The organism is Microbacterium sp. LTA6 (assembly GCF_045690355.1).
GTDB lineage: Bacteria > Actinomycetota > Actinomycetes > Actinomycetales > Microbacteriaceae > Microbacterium.
In genome coordinates, this window is the sequence record NZ_CP147855.1 from 286,185 (window position 1) to 304,575 (window position 18,391).

The following is an 18,391-nucleotide window of genomic DNA, read 5'->3' on the forward strand; positions in this document are numbered from 1 at the left end:
ATCCCCGCAACTCGGGGATCCTGACACAAAGGAGCTGACCATGGGTTTCCTCGCCTTCATCATTCTGGGCCTTATCGCCGGTGCCATCGCCAAGCTCATCCTTCCCGGACGTCAAGGCGGCGGGTGGCTCGTCACCCTTCTGCTCGGCGTCGTCGGAGCCCTGCTCGGCGGCTGGATCGGCTCGATGCTCTTCGGCGTCGGTCTCGAGAACTTCTGGGATCTCTCGACCTGGCTGCTCGCGATCGGCGGTGCGATCATCGTTCTGCTGATCTACGGCCTGATCGTCGGACGCGGATCGCGCGTTCGCGACTGATCTCACCTCGCGCGTCGCGCGCGGTGAAAGAGGTTCCGCCTCTGCTCGGACAGCTTTGCTTCCGGCAGGGGCGGTTCCTGTCTGTGCCGCCGGCAGGAGTCGGCGGGACAGATCCTCATCTCCCGGCGGCCTTCGCCTCGAGCAGGGCGCGTTCTCGGTCGTTCCCGGCGAGAGATGCCGCGACCGCGAACTCGCTTCGCGCCTCGTCGTTTCTGCCCAGACGCAGCAGCAGTTCTCCGCGCGTCGCCGGGAGCAGGTGGTACCCCCGCAGGGCCCCCGACTCGGCAAGGCGGTCGATGATTCGCAAGGCGGATGCGGGACCGGTGGCCATCGCGACAGCAGCCGCGCGGTTCAGCTCGACCACCGGTGACGGCGCGATCCGGCCCAGCGCCTCGTAGAGCACGACGATCCGTTCCCAGTCGGTCTCCTCGAGCGATGCCGCCACCGCATGGCATTCCGCGATCGCCGCCTGCAGCCCATAGGCACCGCGACCTCGGCCCAGAGCATCCGCCCGAGCCAGCGCGGCTCGCCCGCGGGAGATGCGCCCCCGATCCCAGCGTCGGCGATCCTGGTCCCCCAGCAGCACCGGATTCCCTTGCCCGTCGACGCGAGCCGCGAACCGTGCCGCGGTGAGCTCCATCAGCGAGAGCACGCTGTGCACGTCGCGCTCGCGGGGCATCAGGGCCGCAAGCACTCGTGTGAGCCGGATCGCCTCTTCGCTGAGTTCCGGGCGCATCCAGTCCGAGCCGCCGCTGGCGGTGTGCCCCTCGTTGAAGATCAGATAGAGCACCCCGAGGATCGCTCCGAGTCGTTCCGGCTGCTCCTCCCTCGACGGCACCTCGAACGGCACGTTCGCGGCGGCGAGAGTCTTCTTCGCCCGCACGATGCGCTGCTGCACGGTGGCGGTCGGCACGAGAAAAGCCCGCGCGATCTCCTCGCTCCCGAGGCCGCCGACCACGCGCAGGGTGAGCGCGACCTGCGCCTCCCGCGACAGCACAGGGTGGCAGGAGATGAAGATCAGACGCAGCACATCGTCGTCGACAGCATCCGGATCCCAGGGCAGCGCATCGGTGGACTGCTCACGTTCCAGGTCGTGAGCGATCGCGGCGAGCCTGTCGTCCAGGCGTTCACGTCGACGCCAGCCGTCGATCGCCTTGCGCTTCGCCACCGCCGTCAGCCAGGCTGCCGGGTTGCGCGGAACGCCCTCGACGGGCCACTGCCGCAACGCGTCGATCAGCGATTCCTGGGCGAGGTCCTCTGCGAGCCCGAAGTCGCCGACCATACGCGTCAGCGTCGCGACGATCTTGGCCGATTCGATGCGCCAGACCGCCGCGACGGCGCGCTCCGCCGATGTCTGATCGGATGCGGAGCGCGTCGCCTGGTCTGCAGAAGGGTCGCTCATCTCACTGCTGGGCGCGCTGCGCCTGCTCGTCGCGCCAGCCCTCTTCCTTCTGGATCCACTCGTTGTCGGCGGGGAAGTCGTCGAACTCGGTCACCCGCCGCACCTCCAGGAACGATCCAGGGCCGAGGGGCGCACGTCCTGCCCACTCCGCCGCCTCTTCGCGCGAGGAGACCTCGATGATCCAGAAGCCGTTGAACAGTTCCTTGGTCTCGCCGTACGGGCCGTCGGTGATCAACGGCGCCTCCGCGCTGAAGTCGACGACGAATCCCTCGGCAGCGTCGGTGAGCCCCTCGCCGGCCAGAAGCACGCCCGCCTTCATCATCGACTCGTTGTACTTGCCCATGGCCTCGATGACCTGCTCGAAGGGGGTGTTCTTGTACGCCTCCACAGCCTCGTCCGTCGCGCGCATGATGAGCATGAACTTCATGATGTTCTCCTTGGTGTCCTGGGTCGTTTTCGACCCTCTCATTGAAGACGTCGAACGAGAAGACCCTGGATCGACAAACGTGCCGAAAAAACTTCTCAGCACTTCAAGAGTCGGCCTGGTCCCGCCCGATACCGCAGGACTCAGCGTCGCGCCGGCGCCGCCAGCACGCCGCGTGCGACGCCGGCAAGTGCACCCATCGCCGCCTCGGGGCTCCATACGCCCGCTGCCGCACCGGTCTGGCCGTGCAGTCGCTCCCAGAGCGCGGGGTCGGAGAGCAGGCTGCGCACGGCCTCGGCCAGAGCATCCTCATCACCGTCCGGCACCAGCACTCCCCCACCACCGCCCAGGATGTCGCCAGGACCGTAACGCACGTCGTACGACACGGCCGGTGCACCGTGGGCAAGAGCCTCGACGATCGACAGCCCCTGAGCCTCGAATGCCGTCGCGGTGAGCACCACGGACGCGCGATCCAGCACCGCTGCGGGATCCTCCGCGAACCCCGCGAGAAGCACCCGCTCTCCGGCGTCACACTCCTCGATCAGTTGCTGCAGTCGTGCCCGTTCCGGCCCGTCGCCCCAGATCTCGAGGCGTGCGTGCGGCACATCCGCATGCAGGAAGGCACGGATCGCGTGATCGATGCGCTTGCCGGCCGCGAGCCGGCCCAGCACGACGACGAGCCCCGGCTCGCGTTCTGCCTGGCGCGATCGAGGAGGTTGCACGCCGTGCGGAACCACACGGTGCGTGCTCTCGCCGCCGAAACGGCGCACCACATCCTGACGCTGGGTGGGAGTCGGCCAGACCACGGCGTCGAAGCCCTCGGCGAGCGCGAACCATCGGGACCAGAGGGCGTTGAGCGGCGCATCCGGCGTGTAGGGCGGCTCCACGTGCATCGTGTGGATCGTGTGAATGAGCCGCACCCGCGGATGCGCCCAGTCGACGATCAGCTCGCCGAGCTGCCGCGACTCGCAGATGACGACGATGGGCCGTTCGCCCACGGACGCCACGATGTGTTCGAGCCAGGCACGGTAGATGCCGGCGAATCCCGGCAGGGCGCCGACCGTCGCACCCGTGGAGTCGTAGACCCGCACCGGCTCGGTCGTGAGGTGCCAGTCCGGATCTCCGGCGATCACCGGAAGCGCCGCGAAGGGGCGACCGGATTCATCCGCCAGCGTTCGATACTCACGCCCCGGCGTCTCCGCGAGGCCGATGTCGGCCGCTCGAAGCAGCCACTCCGCGGCGCCGCCATCCGGAGCCTGAGCCTCGTCGAAGAGGTTGCGGAGCCGTTCCGGCGACGCGAGCGCTCCCCGCTCGGCGAAGACGCGACGATGCTCAGCATGCGCGGCAGCGGTACCGGGATCGAACGTCAGCAGCTGCGGTCCGCGACCGTCGGCGACGCCCGCATCCGCCATCTGCTTCGCACGCGCCAGCGTCGCGATCGTGTAGCCGCCGTCGAGATCAGGAATGAGCCGGCTGGACAGCACGAGATACTCGGCGTCCGGGAAGATCCCAGACGCCGAGGTAGAGGACGTATCGACGTCCTCTACTCCCACTCGATGGTCCCCGGCGGCTTGGAGGTCACGTCGAGGACGACGCGGTTGACGTCGCGCACCCCGTTGGTGATGCGGTTCGAGATCTTCGCCAGCACGTCGTACGGCAGGCGCGTCCAGTCGGCCGTCATCGCGTCTTCACTGGAGACCGGACGCAGCACGATCGGGTGCCCGTAGGTGCGGCCGTCTCCCTGGACGCCTACCGAGCGCACGTCGGCGAGGAGCACGACGGGGCACTGCCAGATCGTCTGGTCGAGCCCCGCCTTCGTGAGTTCTTCGCGCGCGATGGCGTCGGCCTCACGCAGAATCTCGAGGCGGTCGCGCGTGACTTCGCCGATGATGCGGATGCCGAGGCCCGGCCCCGGGAAGGGCTGACGCCCCACGATCGCCTCGGGGATGCCGAGCTCGCGACCGATGGCGCGGACCTCGTCCTTGAAGAGAGCTCGCAGCGGTTCGATGAGCTCGAAGTCGAGATCGTCCGGGAGGCCGCCGACGTTGTGGTGCGACTTGATGTTGGCCGTGCCCGTGCCGCCACCGGACTCCACCACGTCGGGATACAGCGTGCCCTGCACGAGGAACTTGATCGGGGCTCCACCGGTCTGGCGGGCCTCCTCGACGAGGTCGAGCTGCACCTTCTCGAAGGCGCGGATGAACTCGCGACCGATGATCTTGCGCTTCTCCTCGGGGTCGGTGACGCCCTCGAGGTAGCCGAGGAAGGTGTCTTCCGCGTCGACCGTGATCAAACGCACGCCGGTGGATTCGACGTAGTCCTTCTCGACCTGCTCGCGCTCGCCCTTGCGGAGGAGACCGTGGTCGACGAACACGGCAGTGAGCTGGTCGCCGATCGCCTTGTGCACGAGGGCCGTCGACACCGCCGAGTCGACGCCGCCGGACAGCGCCGAGATGACACGGGCATCGCCGACCTGCGCGCGGATCCGCTCGACCTGCTCGGCGATCACGTTGCCGCTGTTCCAGTCGGCGGCGAGGCCTGCACCCTTGTGCAGGAAGTTCTCCAGCACTCGCTGGCCGTGGTCGGAGTGCTTGACCTCGGGGTGCCACTGCACGCCGTAGAACCCGCGCTCCTCGTTCGCGAAGGCAGCGACCTTGGTGGCATCCGTCGTCGCGAGCACCTCGAAGCCCTCGGGCGCCTTGGCGACCTGGTCGCCGTGGCTCATCCACACGTTCTGCTCGGCCGGCTGGCCGCCGAGCAGTGTGCCGCCGTCACCGGTGATGACGGCATCCGTCGCCCCGTACTCACGCAGGCCGGTGTGCGCGACCTCGCCGCCCAGGGTCTGCGCCATGTACTGGAAGCCGTAGCAGATGCCCAGCGTGGGCACGCCGAGGTCGAAAACGGCCGGGTCCAGGCGCGGAGCGCCCTCCTCATACACCGAGGACGGGCCTCCGGAGAGGATGATCGCAACCGGGTTCTTCGCGGCGATCTCGGCGGCGGTGGCGGTGTGCGGCACGATCTCGCTGTACACGCCCGCTTCGCGGACGCGACGGGCGATCAGCTGCGCGTACTGCGCGCCGAAGTCGACGACGAGCGCTGGACGCTGCTGGGTCTCGGACTGTTCGGTCAACGGACACCTTCCGGGGCGGGGACGGGGGCCTCTGCGGCCTCCCTGGTTGCGAGGTAGGACTTCACGTCGCGGGCGACGATCGTCTCCATGATGAAGGAGAGCAGCGGGATGACGCCGCCGAGCGCGAGGAGCGCCAGACGCAGCAGCGGCCAGCGCATCAGGCTCCACATGCGGAAGCAGGCGAAGAGGTAGACGACATAGAACCAGCCGTGCGCCACGAGGATGAACAGCGACAGGTTCGCTCCGTCGCCGGTGGACTCCAGCCCCTCGGGGCCCTCCACGACCGGCGCGAACCACAGCGGACCGCCGGATCCGCCCGCGAAGAGCTCGAGATGGATCGGCGTGTACTTGAGCACCATCTCGGCCACCAGCAGGAGCAGCATGACTCCGGTGATGATCGACGCGATCTGGTAGAACTTCAGTGCACCGCGGATCGCCGGAAAGCTGGCGACTTTCGGTTCGGGCATGCCACCAGTCTAGTCGTCGCCATCAGCTGCCTCATGCCCTCGCCGTTCTGCCTCAAGGCATCGGCGGTCGAGCGACCAACAGCTCCCCCGACCCGCTCACGACGAGTCGACCGGCCGCGGCGGGTGTCAGCAGAGTCGTGCCCACCGGGAACGGCTGCCCCGCGATCTCCACGTCTCCGCTGGTGACCACCGAGAGGGAGAAACCAGGCGCGAGCTGGTCTGTTCCGGCGACAGGATGCCGATCCAAGCGGAAGTACTCATCGGCGTCGCGCGGGAAGACGGAACCGGAGGGCGGCGCCGCTCGCACGAGGTGCCGGAGCTCGGCCCGGCTCCGCCCGGACCGGCGGACGGCGGCGAGCGCGAGGTCGAAGCCCAGACCGAGGTGCCCGGCATTCGGACCGTCGACAGCGAAACCCTTCCACTCGAGCAGGATGGAGAGGTCCTCCGGCTGCTGCAATTCGAGCAGCAGGACACCGGCGCCGATCGCGTGCAGCTCACCCGGCGGCACCCAGACGACGTCGCCTGGAGCGACATCCACCTCGTGCAGCAGCGCCAGCAGCGCTTCGACCTCCTGCGATGCCACGAGGGCCGAGAGTTCTTCCGCCTCGACGTCACGCCGGAGTCCGATGTGCACGACCCCGCCTTCGAGGATGTACCAGGCCTCGGCCTTGCCGTGGGCAATGCCGAGATGCGTCGCGGCGAAGGCGTCATCAGGATGCGCGTGCACCGGGAGTCGCTGGCCGGCATCCAGGAGCTTGACCAGCAGCCGCGCGTCCGCTCCCCACCGCGCGACGTGCGCGGCTCCGAGCCAGAACTCGGGATCGTTCATGATCGCATCCCGCAGCAGTTCGCCGTCGGGGAGGCGGGTGAGCCCGAGTTCCGACTCTCCGCGGATCGTCGTGGTCGACCCGATCCAGTCCTCGGGCTCCCGCTCCTCCGACGAAAGCTCGCCGCGGAACGCGCTGATCCGCGCCCCTCCGCGATAGAAGCGCTCCGGAGGACGATTGGCGAGAAGCCTGATCGGCCTCACGCGCCCCGTCCACTCTGACTGCGCGCGGAGAGGAAGCCGCCGACGAAGCTGTCGCCGAGCCCGACCGTCGTCGGCGAAGGAACATCGAAGACGAATCCCGGCACACCGACGATGTCGCTCCGGAGACTCTCGATCGCAGCGACCACCGCCGCTCCGCCGGCATGCCGTGGCATCGCGGCCGTGCTCTCGATATCCTCCGCCGCGAACCGGTCTCCCAGCCGGTACCGGGTCGCGGCCATGCGAACGGCGCTGTCAAGAGCCTCTCGGTGCCGTCGGGCCTGCGGACCGATCGCCGTCGCCCAGTAGCGGGTGTGCACGACGAGCGCGGGCGACGGGATTCGCGCAGCGACCTCGTCGAGGGCGTCGACGATCGAACCGGCATCCAGCAGGTTCACCGCGCGCCCGCAGTACTCCTGCAGCTCGTCCTCGTTCATGCTGTACACGTCGATCCGCGGGAGCAACCGCGCTCTCACCGTCTCCGCGAAGTCGCGGACATAGAAGCCTGCGTCCTCGTAGAAGACGAGCGCATCGTCTGGCAGGCTGCGCATGGCCTGCTCCAGCTCATCCAGCCGCCGCTCGAGCAGCTCATGATCCTGCATCGTGTTGAACCCGGAGATGAGGAAGGCCGCTGCGCCCTCGAGAGCTGCGGGCAGTTCGGCAGCGATGGCCATCTCCCGATTGGGAGGATCGTTCGCGAAGATCAGGCGGTTCGGCGCCGGCGAGACGACGTCTCCGTCCAGCATCCGGGCCCGGGCGCCCACCGGATACTGCACGATCAGGTGCGGGTCGAGGGTGTCGCGAGTGGCGGACGAGACGTAGGAGATCGACGGCGGCAGCAGTCGGCGCACGTTCTCGTCGATGCTCACCAGATGCTGGACGCTCGGGATGCCCAGGCGATCGAGTGCCAGGCCGGCACGCACACCCGTGCCGCCGAGGGTGATGTCGTACTCGAAATGACTCACGAAGCGCTCGATGACAGCCGACGAGGCGACGAATCGCTCCGCACCGGTACCGGAGGCGAGGAAGGCGAGAATCGCCACGAGCAGCGAGCGCTCGTCGATGATCGGCGCCGTGGTCGTCAGTTCGTGCCTGCGCACTCGATGCTCGAGGGCGAGCCGATCGAGCACCGCGGTGTCCCATCGGAGTTCGTAGTCGACGGTGCCGCCGAGCCCGAGAACGAAATGTCTGTCCACGTCGCCGATCATCCTCCTCTCGCCAGCGGATTCAGTACAGCGAGGCCGTGCCGTCTGCGCCGAAGAGCCGGATCTTCTCCGCAGCGGTGACCTTCATCGCCGCGACGGAACCCGGCTGGATGGCATTGGGCTCCCGGAGCCGCTGATCGGTGCCGAGGATCTCGCGCATCCGGTTGTGGTACGAGACCTTGATGTCACTGGAGATGTTGATCTTGTTGATCCCGAGGCTCACCGCCCGGCTGAGCTCGCTGTCGGGGTTGCTCGACCCGCCGTGCAGCACCAGCGGGATGCCGACGGCCGCCTTGATCTGCTCGAGCAGGTCGTGACGCAGTTCGGGGTTCTTCTCCGCCGGGTAGAGGCCATGAGACGTCCCGATCGCGATCGCGAGGCTGTCGACGCCGGTCTCCTCGACGAAGCGCACCGCGTCGGCAGGGTTCGTGTAGATGATCTCCGCCGCTCCGGATTCTCCGTAGCTGTCGTTCGCACCGATCGTGCCGAGCTCGCCCTCGACCTGGATGCCGACGGCGTGCGCGGCCTCGACGACCTTGCGCGTCAGGGCGACGTTCTCGTCGAACGGCAGCAGCGAGGCGTCGATCATCACCGACGTGAATCCCGCCTTGATGGCCGTGATGATCTGCTCGTAGCTGCCACCGTGGTCCCAGTGGATCGCGACCGGAACGCTCGACCGGTGCGCACGGGAGTGCATCGCGGGAATGAGGTCGGTCGTGATGTGGGAGACCTCATCGGGGTGGATCGCGATGATGACCGGTGCGGACAGTTCCTCGCTGATGTCGATGATGCCGTTGAACATCGCCCAGTCGCTGATGTTGAACGCGGGGATCGCGAAGTTATGCGCGTTCGCGACATCGAGGATGGATTTGCCGGTGTAGAGCACGTGATTTCTCCTGTTTCGTGGTGGTCGAAGTCTGGGGTGACGGATGTCAGCTCTTCACCGAGCCGGCCGTGAGACCGCTGATGAAATAGCGCTGGAAGAAGAGGAAGAGGATGAGCACCGGGATCGACCCGAGCACGCTCATCGCCATGATCTGGTTCCACTCGTAGGAGTGCTGACCCATCAGCAGCTGGATGCCGATCGGCACGGTGCGCATGTCGATCGTGCGGGTGAGCGTGAGGGCGAACAGGTACTCGTTCCACGCGATCATGAACGTGTAGATGCCGACCGAGACGATGCCGGGGACCGAGATCGGGACGAGGATGCGCCAGAGGGCCGTCATCGAACCCGCGCCGTCGACGCGGACGGCCTCGTCGAGTTCCTTTGGCAGGGTGTTGAAGTACCCGGTCATCATGATGATCGCGTAGGGCAGCGTGAACACCATGTAGGTGAGGATGAGGCCGGCGTAGGAGTTGTACAGACCGAGCGCGACCATCAGGCCGAAGTACGGGATGAGCAGCGTGATGGGTGGCACGGCCTGCACGCTCACGATCACGACGTTCAGGATGCGCTTGCCGCGGAACTCGAAGCGACTGAAGGCATAGGCCGCCTGGATCGCGACGATCAACGTCAGGATCGTGACCGCTCCGGCGACGATGTAACTGTTGAGGAAGAACCTCATGGTCTCGGGGTTCGTGAAGATCGCGACGTATGCGTCGAACGAGAACGTGTCGGTGATCAGGCGCGGTGGCAGTTCGAAGATCTGGGTGTTCGACTTGAACGAGCTCGAGAGCATCCACAGCACGGGCCCCGCAGCGAACACCGCACCGAGGATGAGGCCGATCGTGACACCGGTCTTCGCCGCGAGGCGCTGGTTCTTGACGGTGAGAGCCATGATCAGTCCCTCGCCTTCTGGTGACGGACGTAGAACACGGCGAGCACCATCGACATGAGCAGCACCAGCACGGCGGAGGTCGCCGCGAGCGAGAAGTCGTACTTGGCGAAGGCGAGCTTGTAGGTGAAGGTGCTGAGCACCTCGGTGACGTCGATGGGGCCGCCACCGGTCGTCATCCAGATCAGGGCGAACTGCTGAGACGTCCAGATCAGGTCGAGCAGCACCAGGCTGACGATGATCGGCCGCAGCTGCGGGATGGTGACGTTCCAGAACCGCTGCACAGCGCCGGCGCCGTCGACCGTGGCCGCTTCGTTCAGTTCGTTCGGGATGCCCTGGAGACCGGCCAGCAGGCTGACCATGAAGAAGGGATACCCGGCCCAGATGTTGATGAAGATGATGGTGCCGAGCGCGAGCTGAGGTGAGGCGAGCCATTCGATGTCGGTGTTGAGCAGGAAGTTGACGACGCCGTTGGGGGCGAGCAGCATGCGCCACAGGACCGCGATCACGGCGACGGTGAAGAGCCACGGCAGCACGTACAGGGCTCGGAACACGGATCTCGCGAAGCCTCCGAGCAGCGGGCTGTTCAGCATCATCGCGAAGCCGAGACCGAGGACAAGGTGCGCGACGACGCTTGCGACCGTGAACAGGATCGTGTTGCCCGTGGCCTTCCAGAAGCCGGGGTCGGAGAGGATCTCCACGTAGTTCGCGATGCCGACGAACTCCGGTGACTTGTTCAGGATCACGTTGTCCTGGAACGAGTAGCCGATCACCATGATGATCGGAACGATCATCAGCACGAACAGCAGGATCATCGTGGGCGAGAGGAAGGCGTAGGACTCTGTCGTCTTGCGCAGCTGGCGGCGTCTGCGCGACAGCGAGACTCCGGTGACGATCACCTCGGTGTCGTCCGTGGTTCTGAGGCTCATGGGAACCGGTGCTCCTTGGTTGGTCGGGTGCCGCATCGGATCGAGTTTCGCGATGCGGCACCCCGTTCATGCGGGGAGGCGGGAGATCAGAACTCCGCCTTCCAGGCGTCCTGCGCCTTCTTCAGCGCATCGTCGATCGACTGCTGCCCATCGAAGGCGGCCTGCAGCTGTTCGCCGAGCAGTCGCATGAGCTCTTCCGCGACGGGCAGTCCGGTGAATTCGTTCGCCGGGTAGCCTTCCTGGTAGATCTCGAAGGCCTTCTTGAACAGCTCGTCGTCGTTGACGAAGTCCGGCACCGACTTCGAGTTGCCGGGGAACGCCTTGGCCATCGTCGACAGCTCGGAGTTCGTCTCCTCGCTCATCAGGAACTCGACCAGCTTGAAGGCGGCTTCCTTGTGCTCGGAGTTCTCGGCGACGCCGATACCCCAGGACGCGTAGGGGATGCCCCGCTCGCCGTCGTATCCGTCTTCCGCGGGGAGAGCCGAGATCGAGAACTTCAGATCGGGGTTCGTCTCACGGATCAGATTGATGTGCGCCAGCGAATCGATCATCATGCCGGCACGGCCGTTGGTGAACTCCTCGACCTTGTCCTGCTCCTTCATGGTGAAGGAACCGGAGGCGATCACGCCGTCGTCCCAGAGGCCGCCGATGAAGTCGACCGCCGAGGTGACGTCGTCGTTGGTCAGGTCCGGCTGGCCGTCTTTCAGCATCGAACCGCCGGATGCCCAGACCCACGACATGACGTCGTTCTGCACGCCGTTCGGCGCCTCGAGTGAAAGCGGAAGCACCCAGCCCGATGCGTCGCCGCCGAGCGCGGAGACCTTCGCCGCGGCATCCGCGAACTCGGTGCGCGTGGTCGGCGGGGCCGTGACGCCGGCTTCGGCGAGAAGGGTGTCATTCGTGAACATCGGATAGACGAAGTTCACGACCGGGATCATGTACGTGCTGCCGTCGACCTGGATCTGGCTCGCCAGTTCGCTGTCGTCGTAGTCGTACTCCTCCATGAGCGCGCTCAGGTCGGAGATGACGCCCTGCGAGGCGAAGTCATTCACCCAGGCGCCGTCGAGGCCGACGACGTCGGGCATGGTGCCGGATGCTGCTCCGGCAAAGAGCTGCTCCTTGGTCGACGCATACGGGCCGCTCACCAGATCGACCGTGATGCCGGGGTTCGCTTCTTCGAACTTGTCGATCAGAGCGCGGAACTCGCCGTCGGGGAGTTCGGGCTCCCACCACTGAGCGAACTCGATCGTGACGTCGCCGTCACCACCACCGTCGGTTGTGCCGCTGTCGCCTGCCGCGCAACCTGCCACGGCCAGGACTGTCACGGCTGCTGTCGCTGCGCCGGCGAGCTTCAGAATGCGTCGCCCTCGCCCCACTGTGATCATCACTTCTCCTCTTCGAGATCGTGCCGCATAACGCACTCTCATGCTTCTTCATGCGGTTTTGAGCCATGTTATGCCGGAATCTTCGCATTAGTCAAGGGCTTCTCTGCCGCGAATTGCACCCAGGTCCCGGGTTCCCGCGTCCAGGCCACGGAAATCACCGGCGGAAGCCGCCTGCCGTTTTGTGCATGATTGTGCCGCACTCCACCGCCATGTGTGCCAACATGTCTGCATGGACGCTTCTGCAAAGGCCCACCGACGCCGCCTCCCTGCCGGCAGGAAGGCGGATCTCGCCGCCTACGTCGAGCAGACGGGCCAGGTCACGGTCGGCGATCTCGCGGAGCACTTCACCGTCTCGATCGACACGATCCGGCGGGATCTCGACCAGCTCGATCGCGAGGGCGTGCTCATCCGGACGCATGGCGGAGCCGTCAGCGCCGCGAACGGCCAGCTCAAGGACCGCGCCCTCGACGTCCGCCTCAACATGCAGAAAGAGGAGAAGGAGCGGATCGCGCGCCTCGCCGCCGATCTCGTTCAGGACGGCTCAGTGGTGATGCTCAACGCGGGAACGACGACGCTCGCCGTCGCCCGCGCACTCCGCAATCACCGCGACCTCACGATCGCGACGAACAACCTGCGCATCCCCGCGGAGATCTCGCCGTCGGCCTTCCGCGATCTGTTCGTCTTCGGTGGCGCTGTGCGTGCCATCACCCAGGCGACGACCGGTCCTGTCACGTTCACGATGACGCCGGGCGGACCCGAAGTCGACATCCGCTGCGATCTGGCTCTCATCGCCGTCGGCGCCGTCGATCAGGACGGGTACTCGACCTCCAACCTCGGCGACGCCGCCATGATGTCCGAGATGATCCAGCGCGCCGAGCGGATCGCGGTGCTCGCCGACTCGTCCAAGTTCGGACGTCGGCTGTTCGCGCAGATCGCCACACTCGAGCGCGTCGACTACCTCATCACCGACAAGGCCCCGCCGCGTGAGGTGGCGGCGGCGCTCGCACAGGCCGATGTCGAGGTCCTCACGCCGTAGCGGTCGCTGATTTCTCGTGGCTCCGCGCCATCATCGAAGTGAGCAGGAATCGAGAAGCGCGCCCTCGTGCGGCATCCGTAACGTCGAGGTCATGAACAACACCATCGATTCCATCACCCTCCACGTCTCCGATGTCGCCGCCGCTGAGGCGTTCTACACACAGGCTTTCGGGCTCGGCGATCGGCTCCTCTTCCGCACCGCGGATGCCGACACCTCCGGGTTCCGCGGCTACACCCTCTCGCTCGTCGTGTCTCAGCCGGCGAACGTGCACGCTCTCATCGACGCAGCCGTCGCCGGCGGCGCCCGCGTCATCAAGCCGGTCTCGAAGTCGCTCTGGGGCGTCGGCGGCACCGTCCAGGCACCGGACGGCGCCATCTGGAAGGTCGCGACGACCGCCAAGAAGGACACCGCGCCCGCCAGCCGCGATGTCGACGAGATCATCCTGCTGATCGGCGCTGCCGATGTCGTCGCGTCGAAGACCTTCTACGCCGAGCGCGGCATCCGCGTCGCCAAGAGCTTCGGCCGTAGCTACGTGCAGTTCGAGACCAGCATGGGCTCCATCGGCCTCGGCCTCTACCGTCACGCCTCTCTTGCCAAGGACGCCGGAGTTCCCGCGGATGGATCCGGCTCGCACCGCCTGACCGTGAACGGCGTGCTCGGTGCCGCGGTCGACCCCGACGGATTCGCCTGGGCGCCTGTCGAGGCACGGGTCTGACCTCCAGGTCCCCACGAACCGAAGAACATCACACGGACGCTGCGAGGTGCCGGAACGCGACGGAGGCCGCCGGGATCACTCCCGGCGGCCTCCGTGTTCGCATTCAGGCGAGCGTGCTCGACTACGAGGTGCGACGACGACGGGCGACGAACAGCCCGAGGCCGAGCGCGAGCAGCAGAACCGCCAGCACGACGTAGGGAGCGGAATCCGCACCCGTGGTCGCGAGACCGTTGCCGTTTCCGTTTCCGTTGCCGCCCGCTGCGGTGACGGTCAGAGAAGCAGTCGCCTCGGCGCCATCCGGCTGGATGACGGCGATGGTGTGCTTCCCCGCGGAGGTGTTCTTCGGGATGGTCACCGTCGCCGAGAACGTTCCGTCCTCATTCACCGTGACAGTCCCGACCTTCACCGGGGTGGACCGCAACTCGATGACGAGTTCGGCCCCGGCATCGAAGCCCTCGCCCGACACCGTGACGGTGCCGCCTGCGGCGACGGTGACGTCACTCAGCGAGATCTCGCCGGAGGCCACCGGCGCACCGGCGAACACCATCGGAATGACGACCGACGTTCCCGTGCCGGCGACGGCGACGTCGAGCTGCTGCTCGCCGTAGACGCCCTCAGGCACCGTGAATGTCAGGCTCGACCGCCCCGCCTCGTCCGTCGTGTCGACGGCGACCGGATCGATCGCGCCCGAGGCCAGCTCGGTGTCACCCAGCGTGAGCGACACAGCGCCTGGCGCTGCTTCGCCACCGGTGAAGGCGAGCGACGACAGCGAGACCGTGACCTCGTCGCCGGGGCTGTAACCGTCGGCGTCCGCCGCGCTGACCGTGACGCCGACCGCGCGCTGAGCGAGATCCGGCGACGCGGTCTTGTTCGCCTCGAACCAGTCGACCATCGACTGCAGGTCGACCTTGCCGGTGTCGGCCTTGTTCTTGCCCTCGGCGAGAGTGAAGAAGTTGTCGCCACCGGTTGCCAGGAACGAGTTCGCCGCCACGGAGTATGTGGCCGCCGGGTCGATCGCCACGCCGTCGAGCGTGATCGAGGTGATCCGCGCACCCGCCGCAGCCGCAGGGTCGTAGGTGTACTCCAGCCCCTCGGATACGCCGAGCTTGAGGAACGGTCGCGCCGCTGCCGCCGGCTGCCACTGCTCCTCCAGCACCTGCTTCAGCTGCGCACCGGTGAGGTCGAGCGTGACCAGCGTGTTGGCGAACGGCTGCACGGTCGCAGCCTCACGGAACGTGACGTTGCCCGCCGGATCCGTGTCACCGGTCGCCGCGTGCTTCAGATTCGCCCGCAGACCGCCCGGGTTCATCAACGCGAGGTCAGCACCCGTCGACCACTTCTGCACGTCGGCGACGAAGTTGCCGAGAGTGGATTCCCCACCGCGGTTGTCGGTCTTGCCATCGCTCTGACGCGCACGGTTGAAATCGGCCGTGATGTCACCGACCTTGACGGCTCCGAGCACATCGGCTTCGGCCTTGGCGGCGTCGACGATCGACTGCACCTCTGGCACGGCCGGGTACAGCGGTACCGAGACCTTGTCGACGAGCTTGGTGAGCGGCTTGATTTCGTTGGTGATGGAGATCAGCTCGTGCGACTTCGCGTCGACCTGGATGTTCATCAGGCCGAGGTTCTCGCCGTACTGCCCTGCCGAGACGACCGGGCGGCCCTCGATGACGTGGTTGTAGGCGAGGTGCGTGTGCGCGGAGACGATGGCGTCGACGTCCTGGTCGACCCCGTAGACGATCTCACCGAGCGGCGAATCCGGGGTGACGCTGGACAGTTCGACGCTCGCGGCGCCCTCGTGCACGAGCAGGATGATGACATCCGCCTCACCGTTCGACGGGTCGCCGTCGCGCAGGTCGTCGGCCACGGCGTTCACGGAGTCGACGATGCTGCGCACCTCGAGATCCGCGATGCCGTCCGGTGAGACGAGCGAGCCGAGATCCTCGGTGACAGCACCGACGAAGCCGACTTTGACACCCTGCAGCTCCTTCACCCAGGCCGGGGCGAGCGCGGGCTCGCCGGTCTCGGTGACGAACACGTTCGCCGAGATGTACTCCCAGTCGGCGCGGTCCTGTACGCGGCCCTCCAGATCGGCCCATCCCTGGTCGAACTCGTGGTTGCCCGCAGCGCTCACGTCGAGACCGGCCGCGTTGAGCGCGTCGATCGTGGGGTTGTCATCGTTGATGAACGACGTGAACGTGGAGGCGCCGATCAGGTCGCCGGCTGCGGCGAAGATCGTGTTCGGGTTGGCCTCGCGGAACTGTTTGACCGCACCGGCCATGACGGCGGCACCGGCTGCGGTGCCATCCGCCTCGATACGACCGTGGAAATCGTTCATCGTGACGACGTCGATGCTCACGGGCGGGAGGTCGCTCGAGACGCCGACGACGATCGGGTCGTGGTCGCTGGAGCGGAACGGCGTTCCCGTCTCGGTGGCCGCGTACGCGAAGCCGCGGTCGCTCCACTCCGGCGAGTTGATGCCCCACACGCCGGCGCCCGTGATGGATGCCGACAGCTCAGGCGACGCGATGACGTGGTCGAGCGAGCCGAGCTCGCCGTCGAACGAGTACGTGTACTGGCCCGAAGCCTTGTCGGCGACGAGGTCGCTCCAGCCCGCCGACGTGAACACGTCGATCGGGTCTTCCTTGCCGTAGGCGTTGAAGTCACCGATCAGCAGCAGGTCATCGCTGCCCGACGTCGACGTCAACTCCTCGGTGAAGGCGAGCAGCGACTGCGCCTGCTCGACGCGGTCCGCGTTGAAGAATCCCTGTCCGTCGGCCGGCTCCGAGGTGCCGTCCTTCGGATCGGACTTCGACTTGAAATGGTTCGCGACGACCGTGACGACACGGCCGTCGATGTCGAACGCCTGGGCGATGGGCTCGCGGGCGTTGCCCCACACCGACTCATCGATGACGGTCGCGCTGTCGCCCTTCGGGGTGACCGCGTCCTTCTTGTAGATGATGGCGTTGGTGATGTAGTCGGTCGTCGCCGCGTCGCTGAGCGCCGCGGGGGTGGGAACGTACGCCCAGACCTCGCTGCCGGCCGCAGCGTTCAGGCCGGCGACCAGATCGGCGAGCGCCGAATCGATCGGCTTGCCGAGCTTGACCGAGTTCTCGATCTCCATGAGCGCGACGATCTCGGCATCCAGCCCGTTGATCGCCGAGACGATCTTGGACTTCTGGATGGCGAACTGCTCAGCGTTCGCTGCCCCGCGGGCATCCGGGTTCTCGGTCTTCAGCGTCGTGAAGTAGTTGTAGACGTTGAAGGACGCGACCTGCGCATCGCCGCCCACCTCCGGGGCGGATGCGGTACGCGGGTTCGTCGATGCGAACCCGACCTTCAGATCTGCCGGGGAGGCGTCGTCGATCGGCACCACCGGCTGCAGACGCCAGTCGTCGAAGCCCCACTGCAGGACGTAGCCGTTGTCGCCGAACTCGACGGTGTCGCCGCTGCGGACGACCTCATCCTTCGTGAAATACGGCTGCTCACCCGGGTGGTTCTTGTTGGTGACCTGAAGCGACCAGCCGTCATCGAGGAAGATGCGGTTCGCGCGGTTCTCCGCGGCGATCGCCGCCGCCTCGTCGCCCGGACGCGTCGTCTCGGTGCTCTTGACGTTCAGGTCGGCGCCGGCGTTCAGCCAGAGCGCGCCGAAGTTGTAGAGCTGGTGGCTGGAGGCCAGGCGGTAGGTGCCGGCCGGAGCCACGTACATGTTCTCGTACTGTTCGCGGTCTGCGCCGAGCACGGTGTCGGGCAGCGGCGTCGCGGCAGGCACGCCTGCGCCAGCGGTGACGACCTCGATGCCCTCGAGCGCTGCCGGGCTGACCTGGGTCTGGCCGAAGTACTCGCTCACGGCACCGGTCACCGAGACGAGGTCGCCGATGTTGAGCGCAGGTGCGAGCGCGTTCAGGAACACGAAGATGCCGTCAGACGCGCCGGGCGTGGCATCCGTGGCGCCGCCGGCGCCCTGCGTCTGGATGACGATGCCCTTGTAGCCGCCGGTGCGATAGTCGGCGGTGACGACGCCCTCGATCGTGACGGTCTGCCCGGTGAGCGGTGAGACGTCCGTCGTACCCTGCACCTCGGCGATCGTGTACGTCGCCGGGGTCGCGGCGAGCGGAGCAAGCGGGGCGGACTCCTGCGGCACGACCTCTTCGACCGCCTTCGAGTCGAGAGCCGGGGCGTCCTCGTCGGGGACCTCGGCATCCGGCGCGGGGGTCTCCGGCGCTGCCGTCTCGGCGGTCGCGTCCTCCGGGGCCGGGGTCGTCGGTGCCGGAGTCTCCGTCGTGGAGACGGCCGGCGCATCGATGGGCTGCTCGACCGCGAGCGCCGGGGCGGCGCTCATCGGGCCGATGACGAGAGCGACAGCCGTGGTCAGGGCGAAAGCGCCTGCACGCCCCCGCTTCCGGTTCACGGATGATTCGAGGCCCTTGCGGGCATCGTCGGGGACAAGCATCATTCGGGTGGTCTCCTCGACATTGCTGACGGAAACGGCGGCTCTCATGAAGCGCCGTCGCGATGCGCGCCGGACTCCCAGCGCACACACATGTTAGGGAGCATACGGAGCAGCAGGGACATCCTCA

At 66.9% G+C, this 18,391-nt stretch carries 15 protein-coding genes; 3 read left to right on the top strand and 12 right to left on the bottom strand.

The window, feature by feature from the left end; all coding sequences use genetic code 11:
- Positions 1–40: 40 nt before the first annotated feature.
- A complete protein-coding gene (locus LTA6_RS01335) occupies positions 41–313 on the top strand; it encodes a GlsB/YeaQ/YmgE family stress response membrane protein (RefSeq protein WP_341975644.1) in 273 nt (90 codons plus the stop codon).
- 115 nt (positions 314–428) lie between these two features.
- Here the strand turns inward: LTA6_RS01335 and LTA6_RS01340 are convergent, their stop codons facing one another.
- The 11 genes from LTA6_RS01340 to LTA6_RS01390 all read right to left on the bottom strand — a co-directional run bounded on the left by LTA6_RS01340 (position 429) and on the right by LTA6_RS01390 (position 12,057).
- Positions 429–1,715: an RNA polymerase sigma factor gene (locus LTA6_RS01340; protein WP_407358453.1), complete on the bottom strand. Its 1,287-nt coding sequence runs from the start codon at positions 1,713–1,715 to the stop codon at positions 429–431.
- Between the two features lies 1 nt (position 1,716).
- Positions 1,717–2,142 carry a YciI family protein gene (locus tag LTA6_RS01345; RefSeq protein ID WP_341975646.1) on the bottom strand — a complete coding sequence of 142 codons (426 nt, stop codon included), beginning with the start codon at positions 2,140–2,142 and terminating at the stop codon, positions 1,717–1,719.
- Positions 2,143–2,282: 140 nt separating this feature from the next.
- A complete protein-coding gene (locus tag LTA6_RS01350) occupies positions 2,283–3,692 on the bottom strand; it encodes a glycosyltransferase (protein WP_407358454.1) in 1,410 nt (469 codons plus the stop codon).
- On the bottom strand, positions 3,683–5,269 hold the full coding sequence (gene guaA / locus LTA6_RS01355) for a glutamine-hydrolyzing GMP synthase (RefSeq protein ID WP_407358455.1): 1,587 nt from the start codon (positions 5,267–5,269) through the stop codon (positions 3,683–3,685). The genes LTA6_RS01350 and guaA overlap by 10 nt, the downstream gene beginning before the upstream one ends.
- A complete protein-coding gene (locus LTA6_RS01360) occupies positions 5,266–5,736 on the bottom strand; it encodes a DUF3817 domain-containing protein (RefSeq protein ID WP_341975649.1) in 471 nt (156 codons plus the stop codon). Before LTA6_RS01360 ends, guaA begins: the two co-directional genes overlap by 4 nt.
- Positions 5,737–5,788: 52 nt before the next feature.
- Positions 5,789–6,766: a class I mannose-6-phosphate isomerase gene (locus tag LTA6_RS01365; protein WP_407358456.1), complete on the bottom strand. Its 978-nt coding sequence runs from the start codon at positions 6,764–6,766 to the stop codon at positions 5,789–5,791.
- Positions 6,763–7,959, bottom strand: coding sequence for an ADP-dependent glucokinase/phosphofructokinase (locus LTA6_RS01370; RefSeq protein WP_407358457.1), 1,197 nt, complete (start codon positions 7,957–7,959; stop codon positions 6,763–6,765). The genes LTA6_RS01365 and LTA6_RS01370 overlap by 4 nt, the downstream gene beginning before the upstream one ends.
- Positions 7,960–7,990: 31 nt before the next feature.
- Positions 7,991–8,854 (bottom strand): ketose-bisphosphate aldolase, encoded by an 864-nt coding sequence (locus LTA6_RS01375; protein WP_363544957.1) that lies wholly within the window; start codon positions 8,852–8,854, stop codon positions 7,991–7,993.
- A 46-nt stretch (positions 8,855–8,900) separates the two neighbouring features.
- The gene (locus LTA6_RS01380) at positions 8,901–9,746 is read right to left on the bottom strand and encodes a carbohydrate ABC transporter permease (protein ID WP_407358458.1); all 846 of its coding nucleotides are present in this window, start codon (positions 9,744–9,746) and stop codon (positions 8,901–8,903) included.
- A 2-nt stretch (positions 9,747–9,748) separates the two neighbouring features.
- Entirely contained in the window at positions 9,749–10,672 is a 924-nt protein-coding gene (locus LTA6_RS01385) for a sugar ABC transporter permease (RefSeq protein WP_341975655.1), read from the bottom strand.
- A gap of 86 nt (positions 10,673–10,758) precedes the next feature.
- A complete protein-coding gene (locus LTA6_RS01390; protein ID WP_341975656.1) occupies positions 10,759–12,057 on the bottom strand; it encodes a sugar ABC transporter substrate-binding protein in 1,299 nt (432 codons plus the stop codon).
- A gap of 229 nt (positions 12,058–12,286) precedes the next feature.
- On the opposite strand from LTA6_RS01390, the gene LTA6_RS01395 reads away from it, so the two are divergent.
- Together LTA6_RS01395 and LTA6_RS01400 are read left to right on the top strand one after the other, a co-directional pair.
- Positions 12,287–13,093 (top strand): DeoR/GlpR family DNA-binding transcription regulator, encoded by an 807-nt coding sequence (locus LTA6_RS01395; RefSeq protein ID WP_407358459.1) that lies wholly within the window; start codon positions 12,287–12,289, stop codon positions 13,091–13,093.
- Between the two features lie 91 nt (positions 13,094–13,184).
- Complete coding sequence (locus LTA6_RS01400) at positions 13,185–13,808, top strand: VOC family protein (protein ID WP_407358460.1); 624 nt, start codon at positions 13,185–13,187, stop codon at positions 13,806–13,808.
- A 121-nt stretch (positions 13,809–13,929) separates the two neighbouring features.
- Here the strand turns inward: LTA6_RS01400 and LTA6_RS01405 are convergent, their stop codons facing one another.
- Complete coding sequence (locus LTA6_RS01405) at positions 13,930–18,267, bottom strand: ExeM/NucH family extracellular endonuclease (protein WP_407358461.1); 4,338 nt, start codon at positions 18,265–18,267, stop codon at positions 13,930–13,932.
- Between the last annotated feature and the right edge of the window lie 124 nt (positions 18,268–18,391).